Genomic DNA, 23,364 nt, shown 5'->3' on the forward strand with positions numbered 1-23,364 from the left:
CCCTACCCGACCGCCGTGCCGATGAGGTGGCCGACCAGATAGGTCGCCGCGATCGCGATCGCACCAAAGGCCAACTGCCGCAACGATCCCAGCCACGGCGCCTTCTTGGTGACGCGGGCGGCCACCCCACCGACCACCAGCAGGCCGACCCCGCCGCAGGCCAAGCCGAGCCACAGCGACGAGTAGCCAAGCAGGTACGGGATCAACGGGATCACCGCACCGACGGCGAACATGACGAACGACGACGCGGCCGCCACCCACGGCGACGGCTTCTCGTCGGGGTTGACGCCGAGCTCCTGAACCAGGTGAAAGTTCAACGCCCGCGTCTCGTCTCGGTGGATCTCGTCGGAGGCCTTGGTGGCGGTGTCGACGCTCATGCCCATGTCCGTCAGCATCCCCACCAATTCGGCCCGCTCGAGGTCGGGATACTTGCGGAAGCTGCGGCGCTCCACCCGAACCTCGGACTCGACTTGCTCGTTGGCCGTGGTGACCGAGGTGAACTCACCGAGTGCCATCGAGAACGATCCGGCCAGCAGACCGGCCACCCCGGCGAGGACCACGGCGTGCGTGCTGGCGCTGGCTGCGACGCCCGCGATCAGCGCCGTGTTGCTGACGAGCCCGTCCATCGCGCCAAACGTGGCGGCGCGCAGCCATCCCCCCGTGACGTCGGCATGCCGGTGGTCGAAGTCGTGGGGCGTTCCCGGCACTGGCGGCACGGCGTCCGAAGCGGTCATGTCGACGATTCAACGCCACGCGGGCGGGCCGGTTTCGATGAGGATGGCCTGGGTTTGCCACATCACAGTTTCACGACGGGTTTCGAGGGATAACGTGGCCACCATGACCACCACTGCGGATCACCTTCGTAACTCACTCGACGGTCGTTGGCGCGACATGAAGAACCGGATGCGCCAAGAACTGGCGTCGGAGGTCTTCAAGCCGCACTACACCCCCAACACGGTGATCGCCCGCACGAAGGTCACCGAGCAGATGCGCATCATGGCCGCCAACGGTGCGGCCGAGGACGGCTTCAAGAAGGAGCACGGCGGCAACGGCGACGTCGGCGCCGCGGTGACGCAGATCGAGATGCTGGCGATGTCGGACCTGTCGCTGATGGTCAAGGCCGGCGTGCAGTGGGGCCTCTTCGGCGGTGCGATCGAGAACCTCGGCACCAAGCGCCATCACGACGCCTACGTGCGCAAGCTCATCGACCTGGAGCTGCTGGGCTGCTTCGCGATGACCGAGACCGGTCACGGCAGCGACGTCCAAGCCCTGGAGACCACGGGAACCTACGATCCCGAGACCCAGGAGTTCGTCATCGACTCGCCCACCCCTTCGTCGCGCAAGGACTACATCGGCGGCGCGGCCAACACCGCGCGGGTGGCGGCGGTGTTCGCCCAGTTGATCACCAAGGGCGAGGGCCACGGCGTGCACTGCTTCGTCGTGCCGATCCGCGACGACGAGGGCAACGACCTGCCGGGTGTGACGACCTCGGACTGCCAGTACAAGGGCGGCCTACCCGGCGTCGACAACGGCCGCATCCAGTTCGACCAGGTGCGCATCCCGCGAGAGAACCTGCTCAACAAGTACGCCGACGTGGCCGAGGACGGCACCTACAGCTCGCCGATCGAGAATCCGGGCCGACGCTTCTTCACGATGCTCGGCACCCTGATTCGCGGCCGGGTCACCGTCGGCGGCAGCGCCGGCGCCGCGGCCCGGGTGGCCCTCGACATTGCGACGCGATATGCGTTGCAGCGCAGGCAGTTCGAGGCGCCCGGCGCCGACGACGAAGTGCTCGTCATGGACTACCTGGTGCACCAGCGTCGGCTGTTCCCGCTGATCGCCAAGTCCTACGCCCTGCAGTTCGCCCAGAACGAGTTGGTGGCCAAGTGTCACGAGCTGCAGACCTCCGACGACCCCGACGCCGAGGAGCAGCGCGAGCTGGAATCCCGCGCCGCCGGGCTCAAGGCCGCCAACACCTGGCACGCCACCCGCGCCATTCAGGAGGCGCGCGAAGCGTGCGGCGGCGCAGGCTATCTGGCCGAGAACCGACTGATCGCGCTGAAGGCCGACACCGACGTGTTCACCACCTTCGAGGGCGACAACCACGTGCTGACCCAGCTGGTCGCCAAGGAACTGCTGACCGCCTACGCCGACGACGTCAAGGGCATGAGCCCCGCACAGTGGGTGCGGTTCGCGGCGAACTTCGCCGGCGAGCGGGTGCTCAAGCGCACCGCGGCACAGACCATCATGCAGACGATCGTCGACACGCGCCAGGACAACGAGGAGGAGGGCTCGTTGTTCAACCGGGGCACGCAGGTCAAGATGTTCGAGGATCGCGAGGAGTACATGATCGCGTCCGTGGCGCGGCGCCTCCAGGGCAAGTCCAAGGAGATGTCGCCGTTCGACGCGTTCAACTCCGTTCAGGACCACGTGCTGCACGCCGCCAAGGCGCACATCGACAGGATCATCTTGGAGGCGTTCGTCGCAGGCATAGACACGTGTGAGGACGACGAGGCCCGCGACATCCTCGGCATGGTCTGCGACCTCTACGCGCTGTCGGTGATCGAGGACGACAAGGCATGGTTCATCGAGCACCGGTTCCTGTCGACGGAGCGCTCCAAGGCCGTCACGCGAGGCATCAACGACCGGTGCCGCAAGCTGCGACCGCACGCCGAGCTGTTGGTCGAGGGGTTCGGGATTCCCGAGCAGCTGCGCTACGCCGAGATGTTGCACCCGGAGCACATCCCCGACGCCGACGAGCATCAGGAGCAAAACGCGGAGTGACGCCGGTTGAAGCTCCCCCGCGTGGACTCGAACCACGAACCTGCCGATTAACAGTCGGCTGCTCTGCCAATTGAGCTACAGGGGAATAGCACTCGGTCTGCGGGACGCGCCCGATGACCGAGCGTTGACTCTAGCGCATGGATGCCGGAAGTCCGATATCGGGCAGGTGAGCGGGGGCTGAGTGGGGGCGGAGCGCCTCCGTTCCGTCACCACTGGCTCGCACGAGGCAGGATGGACGCAATGCACTGCCGCGAGAGAGGTACCCCGTGATCCGCGTCGCCGCCGTCATGGCCGTTGGATATGTCCTTGGGGCAAAGGCGGGCCGCCGCCGCTACGAACAGATCGCGACGACGTTCCGCGCGGTCACCGGAAGCCCGGCCACCAAGGCCGTGCTGGATGCGGGGCGGCGCAAGATCGCCGACCGGGTGTCACCAGACGGCACTCTGACGCCGATCGACGCCGACACCGCCGTCTGGCAGCCCGAGAAGAAGCGCTAGGAGAGCGGCTGACGCCAGGTCTGGCCCGGCGCCAGGTTGCCGGTGGAGACACCAAAGCCGCTGTTGGGCCCGAAGGTGCCGAAGTTAGGTGTGCCGATGTTCGTCGGATTGCCATTCGAGTAGCCCACGCACACCGGATCGGAGCCGTTGGTGGTGACCGTCGCCAGGCACGGTGCGGCAACGGCCTGACCTGCGCCGCTGGCGAACGCGATCGCGAGCGGAGCGGCGACGGCGGAGATCGCCAAGGCTCCTGCGGTGGCAATTCGGCGTGCGCTGACGGTCATGACGTGCCCTTCGTTGGAAATGACGGCGAGCTCACCATAGCGCGGTGAGCACGATCACGCAGTAAGGTCGTCGCCGCTGGCCCGCTCCAGCAGACTGCGCCGGTAGGTCTCCATCGCCACCAGGTCGCCGAACAGAGCGTTGTATTCCTCGTCGTTGTCCACCGGGGACATGCGCTGTAGCTTGGACTTCATCTCGGCGATCTGCCTGCCGACCCACACTTCCTGTAGGCGAGCCAAGACCCCGCCGATGTAGCGGGCCAGCCGGTCGTCGTCTTCGACCCGGAACGCCTCGACCCCCAGCTCGTTGATCAGGTTCGCCACCTGTGGGGAGGTCGCCTGCTCGCGGACCGCGTCGATCCACTGCCCGCCCGTGCCACCGGCCGACATGCCACCGGCCGCCGCGATCGCCGAGCGCACCGCCGCGTAGGCGGGATGGGTGAAGCTCTCCACGGTCAGGGTGTCGAAGACCGGTCCCGCGATGGCCGGGTATTGCAGCGCCGCCTTGAGCGAATCGCGTTGCGGCCACAGCGTCGGATCCTTGGGATCGGGCCGGGGAACGGCGGCGGCCTCCGCCGGCGCGGCGGCGGCGTTGCGGCGGGTGTCGCGCCGCTGCGGGTTGCCACCTGCCTTGGCGGTTTCGCGCACCCGGCCGATGACCTGGGCGACGTCGTCCCACCCCACCCAGCCGGCGAGCTGGCGCGCGTACTCGTCGCGCAGTGTCGGGTCCTTGATCCTGGCCGCCATCGGCACGCAGCGTCGTAGCGCCGACACCCGGCCCTCCGCACTGTCCAGGTCGTGATCGGCCAGAGCGGTGCGAATCACGAACTCGAACAAGGGCGTTCGACGGGCCACCAAGTCGCGCAGGGCTGCGTCCCCGGCCTTCAACCGAAGGTCGCACGGGTCCATGCCCTCGTCGGCCACTGCCACGAACGACTGACCCGAGAGGTTCTGCTCACCCTCGAACGCCTTGACCGCCGCCGCGCGGCCCGCCGCGTCACCGTCGAAGACGTAGATCAGCTCACCGCGAAAGAAGTTGTCGTCCATCATGAGTCGGCGAAGCATCGACAGGTGCTCCTCGCCGAAGGCCGTGCCGCACGAGGCGACCGCCGTCGTCACCCCCGCCATGTGCATGGCCATCACGTCGGTGTAGCCCTCCACCACCACGGCCTGGTGTCCCTTGGCGATGTCACGCTTGGCCAGATCCAGCCCGAAGAGGACGTTGGACTTCTTGTAGAGCACCGTTTCCGGGGTGTTCAGATACTTGGCGGTCATCGTGTCGTCGTCGAAGATCCGGCGCGCACCGAAGCCGATGACCTCGTTGCTGCTGGCCCGGATCGGCCACAGTAGGCGCCGGTGGAAACGGTCGCGGGGGCCGCGGCGACCCTCCATCGACAACCCGGCCGCCTCCAGCTCCTTGAACTCGAAACCCTTGCGTATCAAGTGCTTCGTCAGGCTGTCCCAGCCCGACGGCGCGAAACCGCAGCCGAAGTGCGCGGCCGACGCGGCGTCGAAGTTGCGCTCGACGAGGTACTGACGCGCCGGTGCGGCCTCGTCGGACTGCAGCGCCTCGGCGTAGAACGCCTGGGCGGCGGCGTTGGCGGCGATGAGCCTGCTGCGGCTGCCCTTGTCCCTCTGCACGTTCGTCGTCGAACCGCCGGTGTAGGTGACGGTGTAGTTGATGCGGTCGGCCAGCATCTCGACGGCCTCGACGAAGCTGACGTGTTCGATCTTCTGCAGGAATGCGTAGACGTCACCGCCCTCGCCGCAGCCAAAGCAATGGAAGTGGCCGTGGTTGGGGCGGACGTGGAACGACGGTGACTTCTCGTCGTGGAATGGGCAGAGCCCCTTCATCGAGTCCGCACCCGCGCGGCGCAACTGCACGTAGTCGCCGACGAGGTCTTCGATGCGGGTGCCTTCGCGAATGGCCGCGATGTCGCGGTCGGGAATCCGCCCGCCCCGCGTCCCTTCGCTCCTGCCAGCAGCCACCCGCTCAGTCTAGGGGCCGCGGCGAGCGCGCCCGGTGCACGCGTTCCAGCCGGCCCTCGGTGTAGGAGGCGATCTGGTCGATCACCACCCGCAGCCGTGCTCCGTCGTCGGCGGCCGCGGCGAACTCGGGGGCGAACTGCGGGTCCAGGCTGCTCGGGGCCTGCGCCCACAACGCCAAGGCCACCTCGTGGACGAGGGTGCGCTGATCGGCCTGAACCTGCAGGTGCTGATGGTCGGACATGATGAACTGCAGGGCCAGCATCTTGAGCACCGCGACCTCGGAGCGCACCAGGGCGGGCACCGCGAGGTTGGTGTCGAAGCGCGCCAGCCGACCGTGGCCCGCGACCTCCCGGGTCGCCGAGATCGCCGCGGTGGCGAACCGGCCGACCAGCTCGCTGGTCAACCGCTTGAGAGCCACCGACGCCGCGACGGAACCGTCGTACTTGCCGACCGCGGCCACCACCGGGATCTGGGACAAGCGCTGCGCGGCGGCCAGCAGATCCTCCGAGCGGACCGCGTCGAAGGACGCGGCGCCCAACCGGGCCAGCGAGGTGGCCGCATCGGTGTCGGCGAGCACGCGCAGGTCGATGCGCCCGGAGATCACCCCGTCCTCGACGTCGTGAACGGAGTAGGCGACGTCGTCGGCCCAGTCCATCACCTGCGCTTCCAGGCACGGCCGGCGCTGCGGGGCACCCTCGCGCATCCAGTCGGCCCACGGCATGTCGTCGTCGTAGAAGCCGAACTTCCTGCGGTCGCCCCGCGGCCAGGGGTACTTCGTCACCGCGTCCTGAGACGCCCTGGTGAGATTCAGCCCCACCGAACGACCCTCGGCGTCAAGCACTTTGGGCTCCAGCCGCGACAGGATGCGGAAGTTCTGCGCGTTGCCCTCGAAACCGCCGAACGGCTTGGCGATCTCGTCGAGCGCGCGTTCTCCGTTGTGGCCGTACGGCGGATGTCCGATGTCGTGAGCCAGCCCGGCCAGGTCGACCAGATCGGGATCGCACCCCAAGCCGACGGCCATCCCGCGGCCGATCTGCGCCACCTCCAGGGAATGGGTCAGCCGGGTGCGCGGGGTGTCGCCTTCCCTTGGGCCGACCACTTGCGTCTTGTCGGCCAGCCGCCGAAAGGCCGCACTGTGCAGCACCCTGGCCCGGTCGCGGGCGAAGTCGGTGCGGCGCTCGCCGTCGGTTCCGGGAAGGGCAGCACCCTTCGGCGACTCGACCACCGGGCGTTCCCGGTCGAAGGCCGAGTACCGATCCTCGTCGCCGTCCAGATAGTGCGTCACCGATGGACAGTCTGCCAGGGCGGTGTGGCGGTCTCGGCCGCCCGTCGGCCGTGGCGCACTAGATTGGCGGTCATGAGCAGGAATCCAAGGGCAGCCCGCGTTCTCGGCATGCTCCTCGCAGTGCTGACCGTGGGCGCCCTGCTGTCGCCCACCCTCCCCACGGCCAGCGCGTCACCGCCGCTCCGGCTGACCAACTACATCACCGATCAGGCCGGCGTGCTGGACTCCGCGGCGCTGGCCACCGTGACGGGCGCCGTCGACGATCTGTACGACGCTCGCCGGGTGCGCCTCTGGGTCGTCTTCGTCCCGACCTTCTCCGGTCAGAGCGGGGTGGCGTGGGCGCAAAGGACGATGGAGATCAACGACTTCCAGCGCGACCAGGACGCCCTGCTGGCCGTGGCCACCCAGGACCGCGACTACGCGCTACTGGCAGGCAAGGGCATCATGGGCAATTCCGAGCAGGCCGATCTTCGGCGCAACGCGGTGGAACCGGCCCTGCGCCAGGGCGACTGGGCCGGCGCCGCCACCGCGGCGGCCACCGGATTGAAGGGCGCGGGCACGGCGTCGTCGAGCGTGTCGTGGGTGGCCATCGCCGCCGTCCTCGCGGTGATCCTGCTGGCGGTTCTCGCGCTGCTGGTCTGGCAGCGCCGTCGCCGGCGGCGGCGTCGCGAAGCCGAGTTCGAAGCCGCCAAGCGGGTCGACCCAGCCGACCCCCGGGCACTGTCCTCGCTGTCGCTGGACGCCCTCGACGACCTGTCCAAGTCGATCGTGGTGGAGGTCGACAACGCCGTGCGCACCAGTGACAACGAACTGACCTTGGCCGTGGAGGAGTTCGGCGAGCGGGACACCGCGCCGTTCACCAAGGCAGTCGACGGTGCCAAAACCGCACTGACACAGGCCTTCAACGCTCGGCAGATCCTCGACGACACCATCCCCGAGACGCCGCAGCAGCGTCGCGATCTGCTCACCCGCGTCATCGTCGCCGCCGCCAGAGCCGACGACGAGCTCGAGGCGCAACGCGAGGCCTTCGGCAAGCTGCGCGACCTCGTCGTCAACGCACCGGACCGCCTCGACACCCTTACCCAGCAGATGGTCGACCTGACCGCGCGGACCGAACCCGCCGAGCGGACCCTCGCCGCGCTGCACTCACAGTTCTCCGAGACCGCGCTGGCGTCGGTCGCCGACAACGTCGAACACGCCCGCCAGCGGTTGGCCTTCGCCGACCAGAACATCGGCCAGGCCCGGGCCCTCGTCGCCAAGCCTGCGGGCAGCCAGGGCGGGCTGGTTGACGCCGTCCGCGCGGCGGAGTCCGGACTGGGCCAGGCCCGGACCCTCCTCGACGCGGTCGACAGCGCGTCCACCGACATCAACCGTGCGGTGGCCGCACTGCCCGCGTCGATCGCCGACATCGGCAACGGGATCACCGCCGCGACCGCCCAGCTGGCCAGGGGCGACGTCCCGCGCGCCGCCGAACTCAGCGCGGCCCGCGACGCCGCCGTCGCGGCCGTCGCCCACGCCCAGAGCGCCGGGACCGCCGACCCGCTGGGCGCCTTCACCCAGTTGACGCAGGCCGACGCGACGCTGGATCAGCTGCTCGCGGCGATCAGCGACGAGGTCGAGGCCGCCGCCCGGTTGAACCGCGCGTGTGACCAGGCCTTGCTCAACGCACAGGCGCAGGTGCGGTCGGTGTCGGACTTCGTCGACACGCGCCGCGGCAGCGTCGGCCCCGAGGCCCGCACCCGTTTGGCCGAAGCCGTGCGGCAGTTGGAGGCCGCGAACGCGGTGCGGGCGACCAACCCGGCCGAGGGCATCCAGCGCGCCAACGGCGCGGCGACGTTGGCGGTGCAGGCCCAGTCGATGGCCCACGCCGACGTCAGTGCCGCACAGCGTCAGTACACCGGCCGGTACGGCGGCGGTGGGTTCGGCGGCGGAGGCGGCGGCAACATGGGTGCCGTCCTCGGCGGCATCCTGATCGGCAACATCCTCTCCGGCGCGATGCGCGGCGGCATGGGCGGAGGCGGCGGTGGGGACTGGAGCCCAGGGTCGTTCGGCGGTTCCGGCGGCGACTGGGGTGGCGGCGGCGGACGGTTCTAACCCGTTACCCCCTCCCCCCGCGAGCGTGCGTGTTGGTACGGCGACACGCCCGAGTTCTTGGCATTCTGTGCACCCTCACGCCGCCCAAACGAGCTGCCACTCCAGGTCGATGCGGCGCACGGTCTCCACGGGCCGCCGCCGCACGTCGTCGGAGGCGATCGACATCACGTTCCAGTCAAGTTCGTGGAGGGTCGCGCTTCTGTCGGTCGCGTCTGAGCGGTCCGGGTCGCCGTGAAAGGTGAATCCGTCGTACTCGACCATTAAGCTGCTTGCCGGTCAGACGAAATCGACTAATCCACAGGCAACCGTTCAGGTCGGTGGTGTCGAATTGCAATAGGGGCGTTGGCACGCCACGAGCGACCTCATCAGCCTCGCCTCGCTCTCCATCGGTGACTCGGCCTGCGGACCGGCGAGCGGATTGAGTTCACCGCTGGCTTCGTCGCGTGGCATCCACCGCGGCAAGGGCCCGAGGCTGTTGCCAAAAACTGCCTTTTCCGCGATGACTCGGCGATTCTTCCTAGTTCTGTTCGCCGAAACTGCTAGTAATTGCGCTAACACGCTGTCTAGATTGGGGCTCGGTTGGCAATCGTATTCATCCCAGGGATCACCGTGCGGCACCAGCGACATCAGGAGCTGGTCGGCCTCGTAAGCCGAGGCGTCCGCCAACACCGGCACACGATTGCTGTGCATGGTTGCTACTGGTCCGATCTCGCGTCGAGACTCCAGTTCGATGGAACGTCCATCCCTGGATTCTCGGACGGTGGTCGCGGCGGCGTCGCGACAGGAGACGACGTGGCCGCGATGCTGCTGGACGTCAGAGCCGATGGCGCAGCCGACGACGCTCACGATCGGGCGTCTCGAGCGATGGCTGCTCGTGCGGCGCTTGTCGCGAACCCTGAAACAGAGCGACGTGCCGCCCGGTTGAGCGCCGCCCTGGACGACATGGTCATCGACCTTCACAAGATGTCGGCGACGTTCGTGGACGGGCCTGATCCGATACCTCTGACGTGGTTTCGTGACGCCGTGACCCAGGCAATCGCAGATGCCTCAAACACACAAACGCAACCGGACGTGGAGGACCTACTCGAGACACTCCAGTGGGCGATCACGTCCGCCCTGTCCAAACGGCGTGCGGCACTCGGGGCTCCATTCGATAGCGACTTCCGCTGGCAGGACACATTCGCCAGGGTGGGCGACGTCCTCGACAGACGCCTTGGCGGGAGTCGCAGCATCGGTCGGGCAGGCAAAAGAGCAATGACCGCTGCGATGCGACTTGGGGTTCGCAAGCGCGTGATGCAGACAATGGCATTCGCCGTAGGCGACATAATTGTGTACACCCAGCACCGGGAACAAATTCTCGATCGTGTAGACGCGGCCGTGAAGGACGCTGCTCGGCACGGCAACGTTTGCCTTGTCGGACACAGCCTTGGCGGCGTGATCGGACTCGACTATTGCTTCAGTCGGCACCCGGTGTCCAACCTCGCCACGGTCGGCAGCCAGGTCGGGTTGTTCGCCGAATGGGGCTTCTTCGACATGGCGCCACGAGATGCTCATACTGGCAAGTTGATCCCGCCTCTTCCAGTCGACACGTGGATAAACATGTACGATCCCAACGACCTGCTGAGTTTCTATGCCGAATCGTGCTTCACGAACGTCCATGACGTATTGGTGAATACCAGGGCTCCGTTTCCGGACTCCCATAGCGAGTACTGGCGGTGTGAAGATGTCTACGCGCAACTCGCTGCGCTCATCCCCTGATGCCCGCCAATGACTTTGGGGTCGTGCTCGGAGTGTCCCATTACGTCGATCTGGCCCGTCTGGATGGTCCCCAGCACGACGCAAGCGCATTTCGTTCGTGGCTGGTGGATGGCGCTGGCGTCCCGCCTGAGAACATCGAATTCGTTGCCGCCGCTGACGACGAGGGCAAGCCGGTAGCGGCTAAGCTCGCGGACGCTTTCGAGCAAATCGTCGACCGCGCTCGCGACCGTGGAGCGTCCCGTAGGCTCTATGTTTACTTCGCCGGACACGGTATAGCCGCGAGCTATTCACACCTCGTGCTCCTCGCGGCGAACGCGGCTGGTGACAAGCTCAACCACGGTCTCAACACCCGCGAGTATCGCGACGGGCTGGCTTCTGTCGCACCGTTTTCCGAGCAACTCTTCTTCTTCGACTGTTGCCGAAAATATGACTGGGTCGCCAAAGGCACGAAGCCGCCATGGACACCAATCACCCCTCAAAGCCTCGCGGTCAAGCAGTACACGTTTTACGCTTCTGAGTTCCAGAAGTCGGCTTACGAGCGGGCACCGGTTTTCACTACGATGCGCGGATTGTTCAGTCGTGCTCTGATCTCTGGTTTAGAGGGGGCAGCCGCAGTGCGGCAATCGGGTGACTGGGTCGTTACCACCGATTCGCTGGCACGCTACCTCCAGCGCAAGGTCCCAGCATTGGCGGCGGAACACGACCTACATCAAGAGCCGCAGCGCGAGTTCTCCGGTCCAGCAAATGATCTCGTGATTGTCACGGTAAGTGCGCCCGTCGAACGGTCAGTCACATTTGAGCTCGCCCCTGAGGAGAAGACGCTACTCGTCTTTACCGCTGCCTACGAACTCGTTGCCGAGCTGATGGCGCCTGCCACCACCGTGGGACTCGCCCCGGGGCAGTACATGGTGCTGGCCCTACCCTCGCGCAGGAGGACGATAGTCGACGTCGACGGTGGTATCGATCGCCTGTCAGTTACGGTGTCGGCAAATGCCTGATGGTCTTGTCGCGGTCGTCTCGCCCGAAACGCCAGCAGAGGTTCGGATGTCAGGTCCCACATTGCCGAAACCCTTGATTCTCTCTGGCGCCGCAAGGAAAAGTCTGCCGGCCGGAATCTATGGCGTGGAAGTCCGACATCCGGGACACGTAGAGCGCTCAACGATCGCAGTGTGGCCAGGACTCGAGGTCACGATCGGCCCGACGGTATCAAGTATCGAGACGATCGCACCGACCACGCCCGGTGCGCAGGCAGACGCAGCAACGGAAATATCACACCGCGCGCTGACTCGCGCAGTTGACAGTCGGCTCTTTTTCTTCGCCCGCAGCCGCGACGGAACCGCTAGGTTGCGCGCACCCAAGGTGTGGCTACTGACGTTGGAAGGTGAGCTGATAGTACGCCTCCACCAAGATGGTGAACTAGATAGATCTAGCGGGTATGCCGGCTTTTGTATCGATGTGGCTGCAGGCACGTACATGCTCGCGTACCACGCCGCCGGGCGTGGCCTGCGTGCACAGGCCATCGCGACGCCCTCAAAGATGGAAAGTCACGTATTCGTACCCTGGGATGACGATCGACCGGACGTCGCGCGAGCCTCGGTGACCTGCGTTCCGCTGGGAACCGGCTTCTCGCTGGAAAGCCGAAACCTGTACGCGCGCAGTGAACTAATAGTCGATGCACTATCTGGCGGCTGGTCGTCTCCCGAAAATTTGGATGGACTAACCGGACTCGACCCGGTGGCGCGCCTCGCAATGGGCTATCGGATGCTCGGCGAGGGCGAACAGCGAGCTGCCGCGATTGCGGCGATCGTGGACGAAGTTGCGGCCTGGGCACCTGCGGACGCCACGCTGTTGCGTCGCTCTTCGGTCGGCCCACCTAACGTACCCGACGATGTGGACTCCGCGCCCGATGTGCCGCCGCTCTTGTCGCCTTCCACGACGATGCTTTGGCAGTCGTTTGCAGCGCGCACTTCTGCGACGAACGACGCTACCTGGCAGCCGGTCTCAGGCAGCATGTGGACCCGGTGGCGGCTAGATTCCTCCGATCGAGACGTTCTCCCGGCAGACCTGCTAGGCCAAGCCACACAGAATGACGATGATTGGACCCCACCGCCAACGCCGCTTGATCCTCCCAACATTAGGATTATCCGCACAGGTGCAGAGGACGACCGTGGCGGTTACCTCGCGGCCGATTACCCGCTTCCGCGAATCCCGTTGGGACGGCACCTCGACTACACGGTTTTGGATCGCCTCGCCACCGCCCTGACAGTGGTCGCGCAGGTGCGAGTCCGGCAGAGCGATGCCCTCACCATCTATCAGCGGAGCGGTGGTGCGCGTTTGCAATATCTTCCCACGGGTCAAATCGTCCCGACCGATCCGAATGCGGCGCTGAAGCTCTTGATTCCGGTCGGCTCCGATGTCATTCGCCACTTGGAACAGGCACTACACGTCGATGAACAATGAGTTCAGTGCCATGACGCCACGAGATCACTTGCTGGAAGCCCTCATCCGATGGCATCTGGCTGCCTCCGAGTTCGAGAGCGAGCGATTGCAATTCAGCTCCGTGTCTGGGAAAACTGCCGCTGCCGTTGCCGAAGGGCTAAAGGTGATGGTGCAGGCAGGCGAAATGGTCCGCTCTGACGATGCAGAGGTCGCTAGGGCAGTCGGCTATGGAATACCGAACTGGCTCATTCCCAACGACGCGTCGGGCGGGCACGGACCCCTCGACTTGGCGACGGGAGTGGGGTCGGATGCGCTCTGGGCGGCCGAGGGCGACGGCGGCGCGCCGATCCTCGGCGAGGACGATCTCGAGCTAGCGATTGCCCTAGTCGAAGCGTTGTCGCAGACTTCTTCGACGACGCTGTTGGAAAACGCCGCGCGGTTGGGACCTGACGATTACGACAATCTGGCCAGGGCTTTAGTCCACCGAGGTGCTGAACTGACGGCGTCTACAGGCGCACTTCGCGGCGACGTCCGCTCCGAACTCAAAGACGTCCTCAGCCACAGCGGCGAGCTGACAGTCTATGAACGCGAGCTTGCCTCGCGTCTGTTCCGCGTCGACGTGCCGACCTTGTTCGACGGGAGATACGGTCTAGTCACCGGCCTGTCCGTCACGCTTGGGCAAGCGTCGGGCGTCCGAAGCGAATGTATCCACGACGATGTCGATCAACCGAAACTGCACAAGGTGTTTCGAGATGCAATCACCGAGGGCCACTACGCGGCGCTGATGCTACTGCGAAACCTTGGCGTCGAAACCTCCAGGGTTGACCTCGTGTCGCGACTTGAGTATCGAATCGTTGGAACGGCAGCTCTTCCGGACCTCGACCAGCGATCCGTGGGTCTGCCCATCGCGCTCTACGTCTTGGAAAGAGCACTGGGTCTGCCACCACTTGACTGCGCTGTCACGGGAGCCCTATCGCGCGAGGGTCGAATCGAAGAGATGGATGCGAATTCTACGAGGTTGAAACTGGCAGCCGTCCGCGCCGACGGATTTCGACAGCGGCTGGCCGCAAGGACAAGCATTCCGGCCGGGGAGGTCGGCTTCTGGCAAATAGCCGCGACGACCTTGCGCGGCGCAGCTGCTGCGCTCTGGCGAGAGGATTGGCTCGCCGTCGAGGTCACCGGAGCTCGAGGACAACTCGAGTCCATCGGAGTGACCGTCTCCGATGGGTACGACCCAGATCCATTTGCGCTGATCGACGATGACGGAGTGCGCATCGGGGTGCGTAGCGCTTATCACGACGAGGTGATGGACTTCCTCACCAGCTACCCCAGCATGCCCATGATTCTCGGTGGCCCGCCGGGCGTCGGTAAGTCGTGGACAGCACGATCGGTAGCCAATGCAATGTCAGAGCGCGGACACGCCGTACGACTGGTTCGTTTCGAGGACGGCACTCTGCCAGAGAAATCCGCACTGCTGCGCATCATGGGTCTCGTATTAACCGTTCTACCAATCGAACCGAATCAACCGTGGCTGCTGATCGCGGAGGGAATCGACGCTTCTGAAGAAGACGCCGACCTCGCGGAATCGATAGTGGGCGTAGCAGAATTGGGGTGTTCGGTTCTTGTACTGAATACAACCAAACGGGCTAGCACGAAGCGTCTGAACCAGCAGAGCATCCAGGTGCTGCGGTTTCGCTACGACTACAAGACAATGGAGGGTCTGGTCGATCGACTAATCGAAGAGTTCCCCATCAGGTTCTCCAAAGCCAAGGGATATGCCGGGATCCTCGCGAGAGCGTGTGCAGGTGACCTCTGGTGGATGATTCGTTTGCTTGACTTCGTTTGTCAGAGTGGGCCTTTTGGCGACCCCGATTCCTTAAAGGCGGCGTTCCTCGAGATGCGCGGCGACGGTCTTGATGATGCCGCGATGCAGGCAGCCAAAGCACTTGCGGCATACTCGGCGATCGGCGTCGCAGCTCCCACCATTGATCTCCTCCCGCTTACCGAGAATCAGTTGCGTCGGCTCGGCGCTCGCGAGGTCGCAGAAAGTCGATGGTTGCTCCCAAGTCCGGCCGCGATGGCGAGCTTGCTCAATGAGCGGCGTAGCTGGGCCGACCAGGTTTTCGAGGCGCTCAACGGACCACTTGCGCGACTACTGCGGGAGGAAGACGTCGAGTCCATTCTGACTATGTTGCGAGGCACTGCGCTTATCAACGATGCCGAGATCCTGGACAAGCTCGTGCGAACCAATCGCGAACGGTTGCTTCAGGTTATGTGCGCGGGTGATGTGGCTACGCAAAAACTCGCGCGCGCTCTGAGCCTGATGTCCGCTCCCCTACATCAGGTTGATCGCGGCAGGCTTGCCTTGCAAATATTTACACGACTGAACGGATATGGGTGGCGCGGTCTCACCGTCGCAGGTGCGACTTCAGTCGTTCAGCTCTTGGACAAGAACGACAACTTCGTCGTTCACGATGTAGACGAACCAGATGCACACTGGCAGCGAGCTTTTCGTCGTTTGGAGGACGATATCTCGACGGTTGCTCACGGTGCATCGCCTTCGCATGCGATGGGGCTGATCCGGGCGCTCGATCGGACCGGCAGGTGGGATCTGACGAAGAAGATCATCACTCATCTGTGCCGGGTGTCTCTTCGTGAATCCCGCGGCGATAGCGGAGACGACCGCTTCGCCGCATTATCGATCATTGAACTCACGCGGCGGATGGACCGTAGGCGCGGCCCTGGGGATGACCCGTTGGAGAGCGTGGTCGTCTCCAGCAAGTCATTCCGAACCCTTGTCAAGACGGCACCCTCCGGAGGTGATGCATACGACTTCCTGGCTCATTTGGCACTGACCACCGCCATTGGTGAAGGTGAAATCACGCCGAAAGAGGTGGAACTGCAACTGGCGCATCGCATTCCCCGCACGCACGCGATGCGGCTCGCCAGCGGACTCATGCTGCTCCGCAAACACGCGCCAAGCCGCATGCGTGACGTACGACGTGCTGACATAGGTTCGGCCATCGAGGGCATCGTCCCGGCAACGCCGCCGATCGCGATGGGCCACCTCATCCACACACTGAATAAACTGAGCCCCAGACTTGCGATTGCGCTTCACTACGACGCCACGGGAGCGCCAAAGATCGAGGTGCTGAACCGATTCGTGACGGCACTGGCAACCGGTGATCACCGGTCCGCTGGCATCCTGTTGCAGGCCTGCGCGAATCTCGACATCGAGTTCAACGCCGGTGGTGACCGCTTCTCCGTCGCCCTTGCCAATCGGCTGGCGCCTCTATGGGACACACTTCACACTGAACCTCGAACGTCGGTCGTCGAGAATGTGCTGAGGGCACTCGCATTGGCCGACCTGGACAACTTCCATCTCGTCCGCATCGCGGGTCCACTCCTGGACAAGATTGTCGAGCAGTTCAAGTCCAACTTCGCGGACGCTGGCATAGCCCGGCTGGCATGGTTGCTGTGCGAGGACGACAATCTTGGAGAAACGTTTGTCGAGATGATGTCGGGGCGAATTCGCGCGGGAGACATAGATGAGCGGGAGCTTTCCACGCGCATGCGTGCTGTCAACGAACCCAACGCGATGGCCGCCTATCAAAGGCTCGCGACTGCTGTCGCTCCCGAACTATGCGTGAGTTTCTCGAAAGATTTCGCAAAGGTGCGGCTAGGTGCGGGCACTTCTCGCTCATGGTCAGTGGTCGACCTTCTCGAGGCCGTCCAAGCGTGCACAGCGACACTCGGCTACGGCGGCCACGCGACTCCCGGGCCGAAGCTTCTGCGCAGAGTGGCCCCAAATGGGCGCGAATGGGGGTCGCGGCTCGGTCAAGCGAAGCGGGCCGAGGAACTGAGCCAGGCCATCGACATCTTTCGCAAGATCGATCCGGTGCTGGCTGAGGCCGCTCTGAATAATTTGCATGCGGCCCGCGACGGAACCCAGGCCGCGCATGCAATAGTCCGAATGATTAACGACCGCTCGGCGTCGCACGCCTACGGCTTGCAGTTGCTCGCCAGCGTATCGAAGGCGAATCCAAGGCTTAGTGCGGCAGTCGTGGATCGCCTCAATAAGCAACCCGTATGGACCAACCGTCGGTGGTGGTTGGTCGACTCGGATCATCCTGTCGAGCAAGGAGAAACTCTTCGGAACCTGGCGGTGGTGGGCATGCATTTGACCCGCAAAGACGAAGACTTACTCCGAAATGCCTGGACCAGTCCCCCAGGTGCATCGGTGATTTCGATGATGCGCAGCCCGTGGTCGGTACACAAGCTGCTTTTCGGTTTGCAGGCCCTGAAGCCACGCTTAGCCGCCGAATTCGCCACTCACCTGGACGGGCCAGGGCTGGTGCGAAGACTGCGGAATGGCTGGGCCCGCGACGCGCCGGCCATCGCCCCGCTACTAATTGCCCTCGACCAGGCCGGGCGCGACGACATCGCGACGGATATCGCTGTGATGTTATGCGAGCAAGACCCGCCGCGCCTTTCGCCGTGGCAAGCCGGCCGACTCGTCTCCGTCATGCGACACCTCGACGCCTCGAAGGGGCGGCTGATGGCAGATTCCTACATCGACCGGGGTCCAATCGCGCTTGTGACTCGCGGCCGGCTCACCCAACCCAACGAGTACCTGCTCGGCATTGGGTGGTTGGCGTGGCAACTTCGGAAATCCGGCTGCGCCGTGCCGACCATCGAACTGTCTGAGCCAAGGGTCGCAGAGAATCCGATCGCACGGCTCTGGGCTGAAGTCGCCACGGGGGCAGTGTCACGGAACGATGCCGTTGAGCGGGTTGTCCGACTGTCAACATTGCTGGCCCCGTTCTCGTCATGGACCGGCGCCGCATGCCTACTGCTGGGATCGACACTTGGAGTCACGGATCAGCTCGTGGAGGTTGAATTTGATTTCGAGCGGGCCTTTGCTTCTAACTCTGAATGGCTGGTCGAGATCCTGGACGCGGCGCGGAGAGACCATGTGCTCGATGAATTCGTCGAAGAGAACATCGAATCAGTTGAGCGTGCTGCGCGGTCGATTCTCAGCACAAGCACTTTGCATCCTGTCGAGCTCTCGCACCTATTGGAACAACGGAGACGACGATACACGGGCTCATGATCGGTGGCGCCTCGGTGTGCGGCACCGAGCGGGTGGCGCCAGGCGGATTAAGTGCATGTAGGTCGACGCCGTCTTCGGTATCAATGCCGTTGCCTTAGCCAAAACCCGGCGACGTCTCGGGAATGAAAGGTCACCGCACCGAGGCACACGAGCGTGACGGGCAGGCTACGGCGCCTACGCCGCATCGATGGCGGCGACAGCGGCAGCGGAATTGTCGACGCCAGACGGGGTCGGCTCGGTGATCGAGTTGCTGGCCTCCGCGGTGCCGGTGCCATGCCCAACCAGCAGATCGTCGTCGATGGCGGTCAGTCGGAAGGCGTCTCGGACACGCCATCGTGGCGACGCTACTGGTTAGGCGCCCTTGAGTCGCACCGCGAGGTAGTCCGACACCGCGTCGATCGCGACGCGCTCCTGCGTCATCGCGTCGCGCTCGCGGATCGTCACGGCGTGGTCCTCGAGCGAGTCGAAGTCCAACGTGACGCAGAACGGCGTGCCGATCTCGTCCTGACGGCGGTACCGCCGGCCGATCGCACCGGCGTCGTCGAACTCGATGTTCCACGACGTGCGGAGTTCGGCGGCGAGATCCTTGGCCTTGGGGGACAAATCGGCGTTGCGCGACAGCGGCAACACCGCGGCCTTGACCGGCGCCAGACGCGGATCGAGCTTCAGCACCGTGCGCTTGTCGGTGCCGCCCTTCGCATTTGGCGCCTCATCCTCGTGGTAAGCGTCGATCAGGAAGGCCATCAACGACCGTGTCAGCCCGGCCGCCGGCTCGATGACGTACGGCGTGTAGCGCGTCTCGGTGGTCTGGTCGTAGAACGACAGGTCGGTGCCGGAAGCCTTCGAGTGATTGGACAAATCGTGGTCGGTGCGGTTGGCGACGCCCTCGAGCTCACCCCACGGATTGCCTTGGAAACCGAACTTGTACTCGATGTCGACCGTGCGGTCGGAGTAGTGCGCGAGCTTGTCCTTCGGTGTCTCGTAGAGCCGTAGGTTGTCCGGGTCGATGCCCAGGTCGACATACCACTGCAGCCGCGCGTCGATCCAGTACTGGTGCCATTCGGGCGCCGTCGACGGTTCGACGAAGAACTCCATCTCCATCTGCTCGAACTCACGGGTGCGGAAGATGAAGTTGCCCGGGGTGATCTCGTTGCGGAAGCTCTTGCCGATCTGGCCGATGCCGAACGGGGGCTTGCGTCGCGACGTCGTCACCACGTTGGCGAAGTTGACGAAGATGCCCTGCGCCGTTTCGGGGCGCAGGTAGTGGATGCCCTCGTCGCTCTCGATCGGTCCGAGGTAGGTCTTCAGCATCATGTTGAAGTCGCGCGGCTCGGTCCACTGCCCCTTGGTGCCGCAGTCCGGGCAGACGATCTCCGACATCGGCGCGTCGTCCGGACTGGCCAGCCCCTTCTTCTGGGCGTAGGCCTCTTGGAGGTGATCCTGCCGGTGCCGCTTGTGGCAGTTGAGGCATTCGATCAATGGGTCGTTGAACGTCGCGACGTGGCCGGAGGCCACCCAGACCTCCCGCGGCAGGATGATCGAGCTGTCCAGTCCGACGACGTCCTCGCGGCCGGTGACGACCGACCGCCACCACTGCCGCTTGATGTTCTCCTTGAGCTCCACGCCCAAGGGCCCGTAGTCCCACGCCGACTTGGTGCCGCCGTAGATCTCGCCCGCTTGGTAGACGAGGCCACGGCGCTTCGCGAGATTGGCAACGGTGTCGATGATGGAGGCCACGGGTGAACAGCGTAGCGGGCGGTGCGGGCTCGATTGACATGCGCGTCGACGCATGTATTCTGGCCTTGATGAAAACGGTTTCCAAGTCGACTGCGCCGCCGGCCTCAGAGCACGCCGACCACCAGCTTGGCGCCGCACCTGCTCTCGACGTGCCGCCGCGCGCGGTGCTGGACCACTCTGGGGATCTGTTGCGCGCCCTGGCCGCGCCCGTCCGGATCGCCATCGTGCTCCAACTGCGGGAATCGTCGCGGTGCGTGCACGAACTGGTCGACGTGCTCGCCGTGGCTCAGCCTCTGGTCAGCCAGCATCTACGCATTCTGAAGTCTGCCGGGGTGGTCGCCGGGGAACGCTCCGGACGCGAGGTCCGCTACCGCCTCGTCGACCACCACCTCAGCGACATCGTGCTGGCCGCGGTGGCACATGCAGGTGAATACGCCCACCACCACGAGGGAGGCGAGGACCGATGAGCACCACCGCCGTGCGTTCCACGCGCCAACGCGCCGCCATCTCGGCGCTGCTGGAGAACGTCGAGGAATTCCGCTCCGCCCAGGAACTGCACGACGAGCTGCGCCGCCAGGGCGAGGGCATCGGCCTGACCACCGTCTACCGCACGCTGCAGTCGATGGCCTCGGCGGGGCTGCTCGACACGTTGCGCACCGATACCGGCGAGTCGGTCTATCGCCGGTGCTCGGAACACCACCACCATCACCTGGTGTGTCGCACCTGCGGTTCCACCGTCGAGGTGGAGGGTGCCGCCGCCGAGGCCTGGGCCGCGGAAGTGGCTGCCCGACATGGCTTCTCCGACGTCAGCCACACCATCGAGATCTTCGGGGTGTGCGCCGACTGCGCCGCCGACGTCAGCTGAGCCCGTCGAGCACCAGCGTCAGCACCGTCTGCGCCGTCAGCGGCGCCAAAGGCACGCCCTCGGGTGAGCGTGGGTCGACCCACCGCATCTCGTCGATTTCGGCCGATGCCCGGGGCACGCCCACGAGGTCGACGGCGAACAGATCGGCGTCGACGACGTGTCCGGGTTCGTTGGCCGCCGCCGCGGTGAACCGGCCCAGCGGCCGCGCCGACGCCTCGTCGACCCCGGTTCCCAGTTCCTCCCCGACCTCCCGGGCCAGCGCCTCCAGCGGTCGCTCCCCCGGCTCGATCTTGCCGCCTGGTTGCATGAACGCCGACGTCCCCCGCTTGCGGACCACCAGCACGTGCCCGCGGTCGTCGAGGACGACACCCGCGACGATCCGGATGACCATCACCGGATGAGGGTGCGCCGAACCTCGGCGCCGGTGGTGAGCACCAGCAAGATCAGCGTGCGCAACGATTCCTCGGACAGGCCCGCGGCCGGGAAGTTGTAGCGCAGCATGACGTCTGCGACGCCGTCGTCGGCCGCCTTGCCCACCAGCGTCACCGTCCCGAGCATCACCTGGCCGGCCTGCTCGGCCACCAGATCGCGAATCTCTGCCGACAGCGGCAGATCCCAGGCCAGCGGAGAAGTCAGCGACACCATCTCCAGCCCCTCGGCGATCACCACCACGCGCAGCGAGGCCACCATGCCGTCCACCGTGACGGTCAGCGCGCCGTCGGACTCCGCGACCACCGTGGTCGCCTCCCCCAGCGCCGAGGCCAACCGATCGAGCAGGCTCATTCGGCCCTACCGAACCGTCTGTTGCGGTTGACGTACTCCACGCACGCCGCCCAGAGGTCCCGCCGGTCGTAGTCGGGCCACAGCTTGTCCTGGAACACGAACTCGGCGTATGCGGCTTGCCACAGCAAGAAGTTGCTGGCCCGCTGCTCTCCGGACGTACGGATGAACAGGTCGACGTCGGGAATGTCGTCGCGGTGCAGGTGCTTGGCGAACGACGACTCGTTGATGCGACCGGGCTTGATCTTGCCGTCGGCGGCCAACTGCGCCAATTCCTGGGCGGCCTCGACGATTTCGGTGCGGCCGCCGTAGTTCACGCAGTAGTTGATGGTGATGACGTCGTTGCCGACGGTCATCTTCTCGGCGATGTCGAATTCCTTGATGACGCTGCTCCACATGCGCGGCCGCGAACCGACCCACCGCATCCGCACGCCCATCGCGTTGAGGTTCTCGCGGCGGCGGCGCACCACCTCGCGGTTGAAGCCCATCAGGAATCGCACCTCTTCGGTGCTGCGCTTCCAGTTCTCCGTGGAGAACGCGTAGACGGTCAGGTGCTTCACGCCGATCTCGATCGCCCCGCAGGTGATGTCGATGAGCACCGCCTCGCCCATCTTGTGCCCCTCGGTGCGCCCGAGCCCGCGCTGGGTGGCCCATCGGCCGTTGCCGTCCATCACCACCGCGACGTGCTGGGGTACCTGCCCCGCGGGAATCAGCGGCGCCGATTCCTTCGACGGGTGCTGAGGCGGCCGGGAGAACCTGCCGTTGGTGTGCGGCGGGAGTTCCGGGAAGACCACCGGCCAGGTGGACGTGTCCGGGAAGGTCGGATAGTCCTCAGGCGCCGGAGGCAACTGCGGGAACGTCTCCTTCTTGCCCCTGCCCCGTGTCGTAGCCATGTGCTTCATCCTGCCCGAACTGTGCATGTCGTCGTTCGGCGACCGTCCGGTCGACCCGATAGGCGCGCTCGACCAGCGGCAAGGTCCGCAATTGGCGTTCGAGGTGCCATTGCAGATGCGCGGCCACCAGCCCGCTGGCCTGGCTGCGGTAGGACGCGGTCGACGCCTCCGCGGCAGCCCAGTCCCCGTCGTGCAGAGCCGACATCAGGTCGAGCACGCCCTGGGGCGGGGTTATCGAACCCGACGGCCGACAGTGCATGCACACGCTGCCGCCCGCGGCGACGTGAAAGGCCCGGTGCGGCCCGGGAGCCGCGCAGCGCGCGCACTCGGTGAGCGCCGGAGCCCAGCCCGCAATTCCCATGGCCCGCAACAGATATGCGTCCAAGACGAGTTCCCGCGGCCGGGTGCCGTCGGCGACTGCCCGCAACGCCGCGACGGTGAGCCGGTGCAGAGCGGGCGACGGGGCGCGTTCCTCACCGGCCAGCCGCTCGGCGGTCTCGAGCACCGCACACCCGCTGGTGTACCGCCCGTATTCGCTGACGATGTCTCCGGCAAACGCGTCGATGGCCTGCACCTGGGTGACGACGTCGAGGTTGCGGCCCGGATAGAGCTGGACGTGGATGTGCGCGAACGGCTCGAGTCGGGCGCCGAACTTGCTCCTGGTTCGACGCACTCCCTTGGCCACGGCACGAACCAACCCGTGCTCGAGGGTGAGCAGTGTCACGATCCGGTCGGCCTCGCCGAGCTTGTGCTGGCGCAGCACGACCGCTCGATCCCGGTACAACCGCATGCACACAGTGTCCCACCTAGGTCCGACCACCCGCACCGACCACGCCGGGGTGAGCGGTC

At 65.5% G+C, this 23,364-nt stretch carries 19 protein-coding genes and 1 tRNA gene; 9 read left to right on the top strand and 11 right to left on the bottom strand.

Annotated features, from left to right (window positions below; all coding sequences use genetic code 11):
* Positions 1 to 2 precede the first annotated feature (2 nt).
* Positions 3 to 734, bottom strand: a complete 732-nt coding sequence (locus H7K45_RS25770; RefSeq protein ID WP_263998912.1) for a VIT1/CCC1 transporter family protein — start codon at positions 732 to 734, stop codon at positions 3 to 5.
* Between the two features lie 103 nt (positions 735 to 837).
* Between H7K45_RS25770 and H7K45_RS25775 the strand changes: the two genes are divergently transcribed.
* A complete protein-coding gene (locus H7K45_RS25775) occupies positions 838 to 2,784 on the top strand; it encodes an acyl-CoA dehydrogenase family protein (RefSeq protein WP_263998914.1) in 1,947 nt (648 codons plus the stop codon).
* A 12-nt stretch (positions 2,785 to 2,796) separates the two neighbouring features.
* Here the strand turns inward: H7K45_RS25775 and H7K45_RS25780 are convergent.
* Positions 2,797 to 2,869: transfer RNA gene (locus H7K45_RS25780), tRNA-Asn, on the bottom strand.
* Between the two features lie 181 nt (positions 2,870 to 3,050).
* On the opposite strand from H7K45_RS25780, the gene H7K45_RS25785 reads away from it, so the two are divergent.
* Positions 3,051 to 3,281 carry a hypothetical protein gene (locus H7K45_RS25785; protein ID WP_263998916.1) on the top strand — a complete coding sequence of 77 codons (231 nt, stop codon included), beginning with the start codon at positions 3,051 to 3,053 and terminating at the stop codon, positions 3,279 to 3,281.
* On the opposite strand, the gene H7K45_RS25790 is transcribed toward H7K45_RS25785, so the two are convergent.
* From H7K45_RS25790 to H7K45_RS25800, 3 genes are read right to left on the bottom strand one after another with little or no spacing between them, the layout of a single operon-like run.
* Entirely contained in the window at positions 3,278 to 3,565 is a 288-nt protein-coding gene (locus tag H7K45_RS25790) for a DUF7155 family protein (RefSeq protein WP_263998918.1), read from the bottom strand. The two genes, H7K45_RS25785 and H7K45_RS25790, sit on opposite strands and share 4 nt — an antisense overlap.
* Positions 3,566 to 3,619: 54 nt before the next feature.
* Positions 3,620 to 5,551, bottom strand: coding sequence for a DNA primase (gene dnaG, locus H7K45_RS25795; RefSeq protein ID WP_263998920.1), 1,932 nt, complete (start codon positions 5,549 to 5,551; stop codon positions 3,620 to 3,622).
* Between the two features lie 4 nt (positions 5,552 to 5,555).
* Positions 5,556 to 6,824, bottom strand: coding sequence for a deoxyguanosinetriphosphate triphosphohydrolase (locus tag H7K45_RS25800; RefSeq protein ID WP_263999322.1), 1,269 nt, complete (start codon positions 6,822 to 6,824; stop codon positions 5,556 to 5,558).
* 84 nt (positions 6,825 to 6,908) lie between these two features.
* Here H7K45_RS25800 and H7K45_RS25805 point away from each other — a divergent pair, with 84 nt between their 5' ends.
* Positions 6,909 to 8,930: a TPM domain-containing protein gene (locus H7K45_RS25805; protein WP_263998921.1), complete on the top strand. Its 2,022-nt coding sequence runs from the start codon at positions 6,909 to 6,911 to the stop codon at positions 8,928 to 8,930.
* Positions 8,931 to 9,005: 75 nt separating this feature from the next.
* Here the strand turns inward: H7K45_RS25805 and H7K45_RS25810 are convergent, their stop codons facing one another.
* Entirely contained in the window at positions 9,006 to 9,191 is a 186-nt protein-coding gene (locus tag H7K45_RS25810) for a putative endonuclease domain-containing protein (protein ID WP_263998923.1), read from the bottom strand.
* 531 nt (positions 9,192 to 9,722) lie between these two features.
* On the opposite strand from H7K45_RS25810, the gene H7K45_RS25815 reads away from it, so the two are divergent.
* The 4 genes from H7K45_RS25815 to H7K45_RS25830 are packed head-to-tail and all read left to right on the top strand — an operon-like array spanning position 9,723 to position 18,240.
* Entirely contained in the window at positions 9,723 to 10,688 is a 966-nt protein-coding gene (locus tag H7K45_RS25815) for an alpha/beta fold hydrolase (RefSeq protein ID WP_372512643.1), read from the top strand.
* Positions 10,688 to 11,686: a caspase family protein gene (locus tag H7K45_RS25820; protein WP_263998924.1), complete on the top strand. Its 999-nt coding sequence runs from the start codon at positions 10,688 to 10,690 to the stop codon at positions 11,684 to 11,686. The genes H7K45_RS25815 and H7K45_RS25820 overlap by 1 nt, the downstream gene beginning before the upstream one ends.
* The gene (locus H7K45_RS25825) at positions 11,679 to 13,148 is read left to right on the top strand and encodes a hypothetical protein (protein WP_263998926.1); all 1,470 of its coding nucleotides are present in this window, start codon (positions 11,679 to 11,681) and stop codon (positions 13,146 to 13,148) included. Before H7K45_RS25820 ends, H7K45_RS25825 begins: the two co-directional genes overlap by 8 nt.
* Positions 13,138 to 18,240 (top strand): hypothetical protein, encoded by a 5,103-nt coding sequence (locus H7K45_RS25830; RefSeq protein WP_263998927.1) that lies wholly within the window; start codon positions 13,138 to 13,140, stop codon positions 18,238 to 18,240. The genes H7K45_RS25825 and H7K45_RS25830 overlap by 11 nt, the downstream gene beginning before the upstream one ends.
* A gap of 351 nt (positions 18,241 to 18,591) precedes the next feature.
* On the opposite strand, the gene H7K45_RS25835 is transcribed toward H7K45_RS25830, so the two are convergent.
* The gene (locus H7K45_RS25835) at positions 18,592 to 20,031 is read right to left on the bottom strand and encodes a glycine--tRNA ligase (protein WP_263998928.1); all 1,440 of its coding nucleotides are present in this window, start codon (positions 20,029 to 20,031) and stop codon (positions 18,592 to 18,594) included.
* A gap of 14 nt (positions 20,032 to 20,045) precedes the next feature.
* On the opposite strand from H7K45_RS25835, the gene H7K45_RS25840 reads away from it, so the two are divergent.
* Both H7K45_RS25840 and H7K45_RS25845 read left to right on the top strand, forming a co-directional pair.
* Positions 20,046 to 20,444 (top strand): ArsR/SmtB family transcription factor, encoded by a 399-nt coding sequence (locus H7K45_RS25840; RefSeq protein WP_263998929.1) that lies wholly within the window; start codon positions 20,046 to 20,048, stop codon positions 20,442 to 20,444.
* Positions 20,441 to 20,842, top strand: coding sequence for a Fur family transcriptional regulator (locus H7K45_RS25845; protein WP_263998930.1), 402 nt, complete (start codon positions 20,441 to 20,443; stop codon positions 20,840 to 20,842). The genes H7K45_RS25840 and H7K45_RS25845 overlap by 4 nt, the downstream gene beginning before the upstream one ends.
* On the opposite strand, the gene H7K45_RS25850 is transcribed toward H7K45_RS25845, so the two are convergent.
* The 4 genes from H7K45_RS25850 to recO are packed head-to-tail and all read right to left on the bottom strand — an operon-like array spanning position 20,835 to position 23,305.
* Positions 20,835 to 21,233, bottom strand: a complete 399-nt coding sequence (locus H7K45_RS25850; protein ID WP_263999325.1) for an NUDIX hydrolase — start codon at positions 21,231 to 21,233, stop codon at positions 20,835 to 20,837. The genes H7K45_RS25845 and H7K45_RS25850 overlap by 8 nt on opposite strands.
* Positions 21,233 to 21,625 carry a hypothetical protein gene (locus H7K45_RS25855; RefSeq protein ID WP_263998931.1) on the bottom strand — a complete coding sequence of 131 codons (393 nt, stop codon included), beginning with the start codon at positions 21,623 to 21,625 and terminating at the stop codon, positions 21,233 to 21,235. The genes H7K45_RS25850 and H7K45_RS25855 overlap by 1 nt, the downstream gene beginning before the upstream one ends.
* Positions 21,622 to 22,515: a decaprenyl diphosphate synthase gene (locus tag H7K45_RS25860; RefSeq protein ID WP_263998932.1), complete on the bottom strand. Its 894-nt coding sequence runs from the start codon at positions 22,513 to 22,515 to the stop codon at positions 21,622 to 21,624. The genes H7K45_RS25855 and H7K45_RS25860 overlap by 4 nt, the downstream gene beginning before the upstream one ends.
* A complete protein-coding gene (gene recO / locus H7K45_RS25865) occupies positions 22,454 to 23,305 on the bottom strand; it encodes a DNA repair protein RecO (protein WP_263998933.1) in 852 nt (283 codons plus the stop codon). Before recO ends, H7K45_RS25860 begins: the two co-directional genes overlap by 62 nt.
* Positions 23,306 to 23,364: the final 59 nt, after the last annotated feature.

Origin of the sequence: Mycobacterium yunnanensis (assembly GCF_025823185.1) — a bacterium.
Lineage (GTDB): Bacteria > Actinomycetota > Actinomycetes > Mycobacteriales > Mycobacteriaceae > Mycobacterium > Mycobacterium yunnanensis.

Bases quoted from the DNA above. Each gene is read 5' to 3' on its own strand.
- H7K45_RS25860 (WP_263998932.1), bottom strand. From the start codon at position 22,515: ATGGCTACGACACGGGGCAGGGGCAAGAAGGAGACGTTCCCGCAGTTG.
- H7K45_RS25835 (WP_263998928.1), bottom strand. From the start codon at position 20,031: ATGCGTCGACGCGCATGTCAATCGAGCCCGCACCGCCCGCTACGCTGT.
- H7K45_RS25820 (WP_263998924.1), top strand. From the start codon at position 10,688: ATGCCCGCCAATGACTTTGGGGTCGTGCTCGGAGTGTCCCATTACGTC.
- H7K45_RS25770 (WP_263998912.1), bottom strand. From the start codon at position 734: ATGACCGCTTCGGACGCCGTGCCGCCAGTGCCGGGAACGCCCCACGAC.
- H7K45_RS25855 (WP_263998931.1), bottom strand. From the start codon at position 21,625: ATGAGCCTGCTCGATCGGTTGGCCTCGGCGCTGGGGGAGGCGACCACG.
- H7K45_RS25810 (WP_263998923.1), bottom strand. From the start codon at position 9,191: ATGGTCGAGTACGACGGATTCACCTTTCACGGCGACCCGGACCGCTCA.
- H7K45_RS25845 (WP_263998930.1), top strand. From the start codon at position 20,441: ATGAGCACCACCGCCGTGCGTTCCACGCGCCAACGCGCCGCCATCTCG.
- H7K45_RS25790 (WP_263998918.1), bottom strand. From the start codon at position 3,565: ATGACCGTCAGCGCACGCCGAATTGCCACCGCAGGAGCCTTGGCGATC.
- H7K45_RS25805 (WP_263998921.1), top strand. From the start codon at position 6,909: ATGAGCAGGAATCCAAGGGCAGCCCGCGTTCTCGGCATGCTCCTCGCA.
- H7K45_RS25840 (WP_263998929.1), top strand. From the start codon at position 20,046: ATGAAAACGGTTTCCAAGTCGACTGCGCCGCCGGCCTCAGAGCACGCC.
- H7K45_RS25830 (WP_263998927.1), top strand. From the start codon at position 13,138: ATGAACAATGAGTTCAGTGCCATGACGCCACGAGATCACTTGCTGGAA.
- H7K45_RS25850 (WP_263999325.1), bottom strand. From the start codon at position 21,233: ATGGTCATCCGGATCGTCGCGGGTGTCGTCCTCGACGACCGCGGGCAC.
- H7K45_RS25775 (WP_263998914.1), top strand. From the start codon at position 838: ATGACCACCACTGCGGATCACCTTCGTAACTCACTCGACGGTCGTTGG.
- H7K45_RS25825 (WP_263998926.1), top strand. From the start codon at position 11,679: ATGCCTGATGGTCTTGTCGCGGTCGTCTCGCCCGAAACGCCAGCAGAG.
- recO (WP_263998933.1), bottom strand. From the start codon at position 23,305: ATGCGGTTGTACCGGGATCGAGCGGTCGTGCTGCGCCAGCACAAGCTC.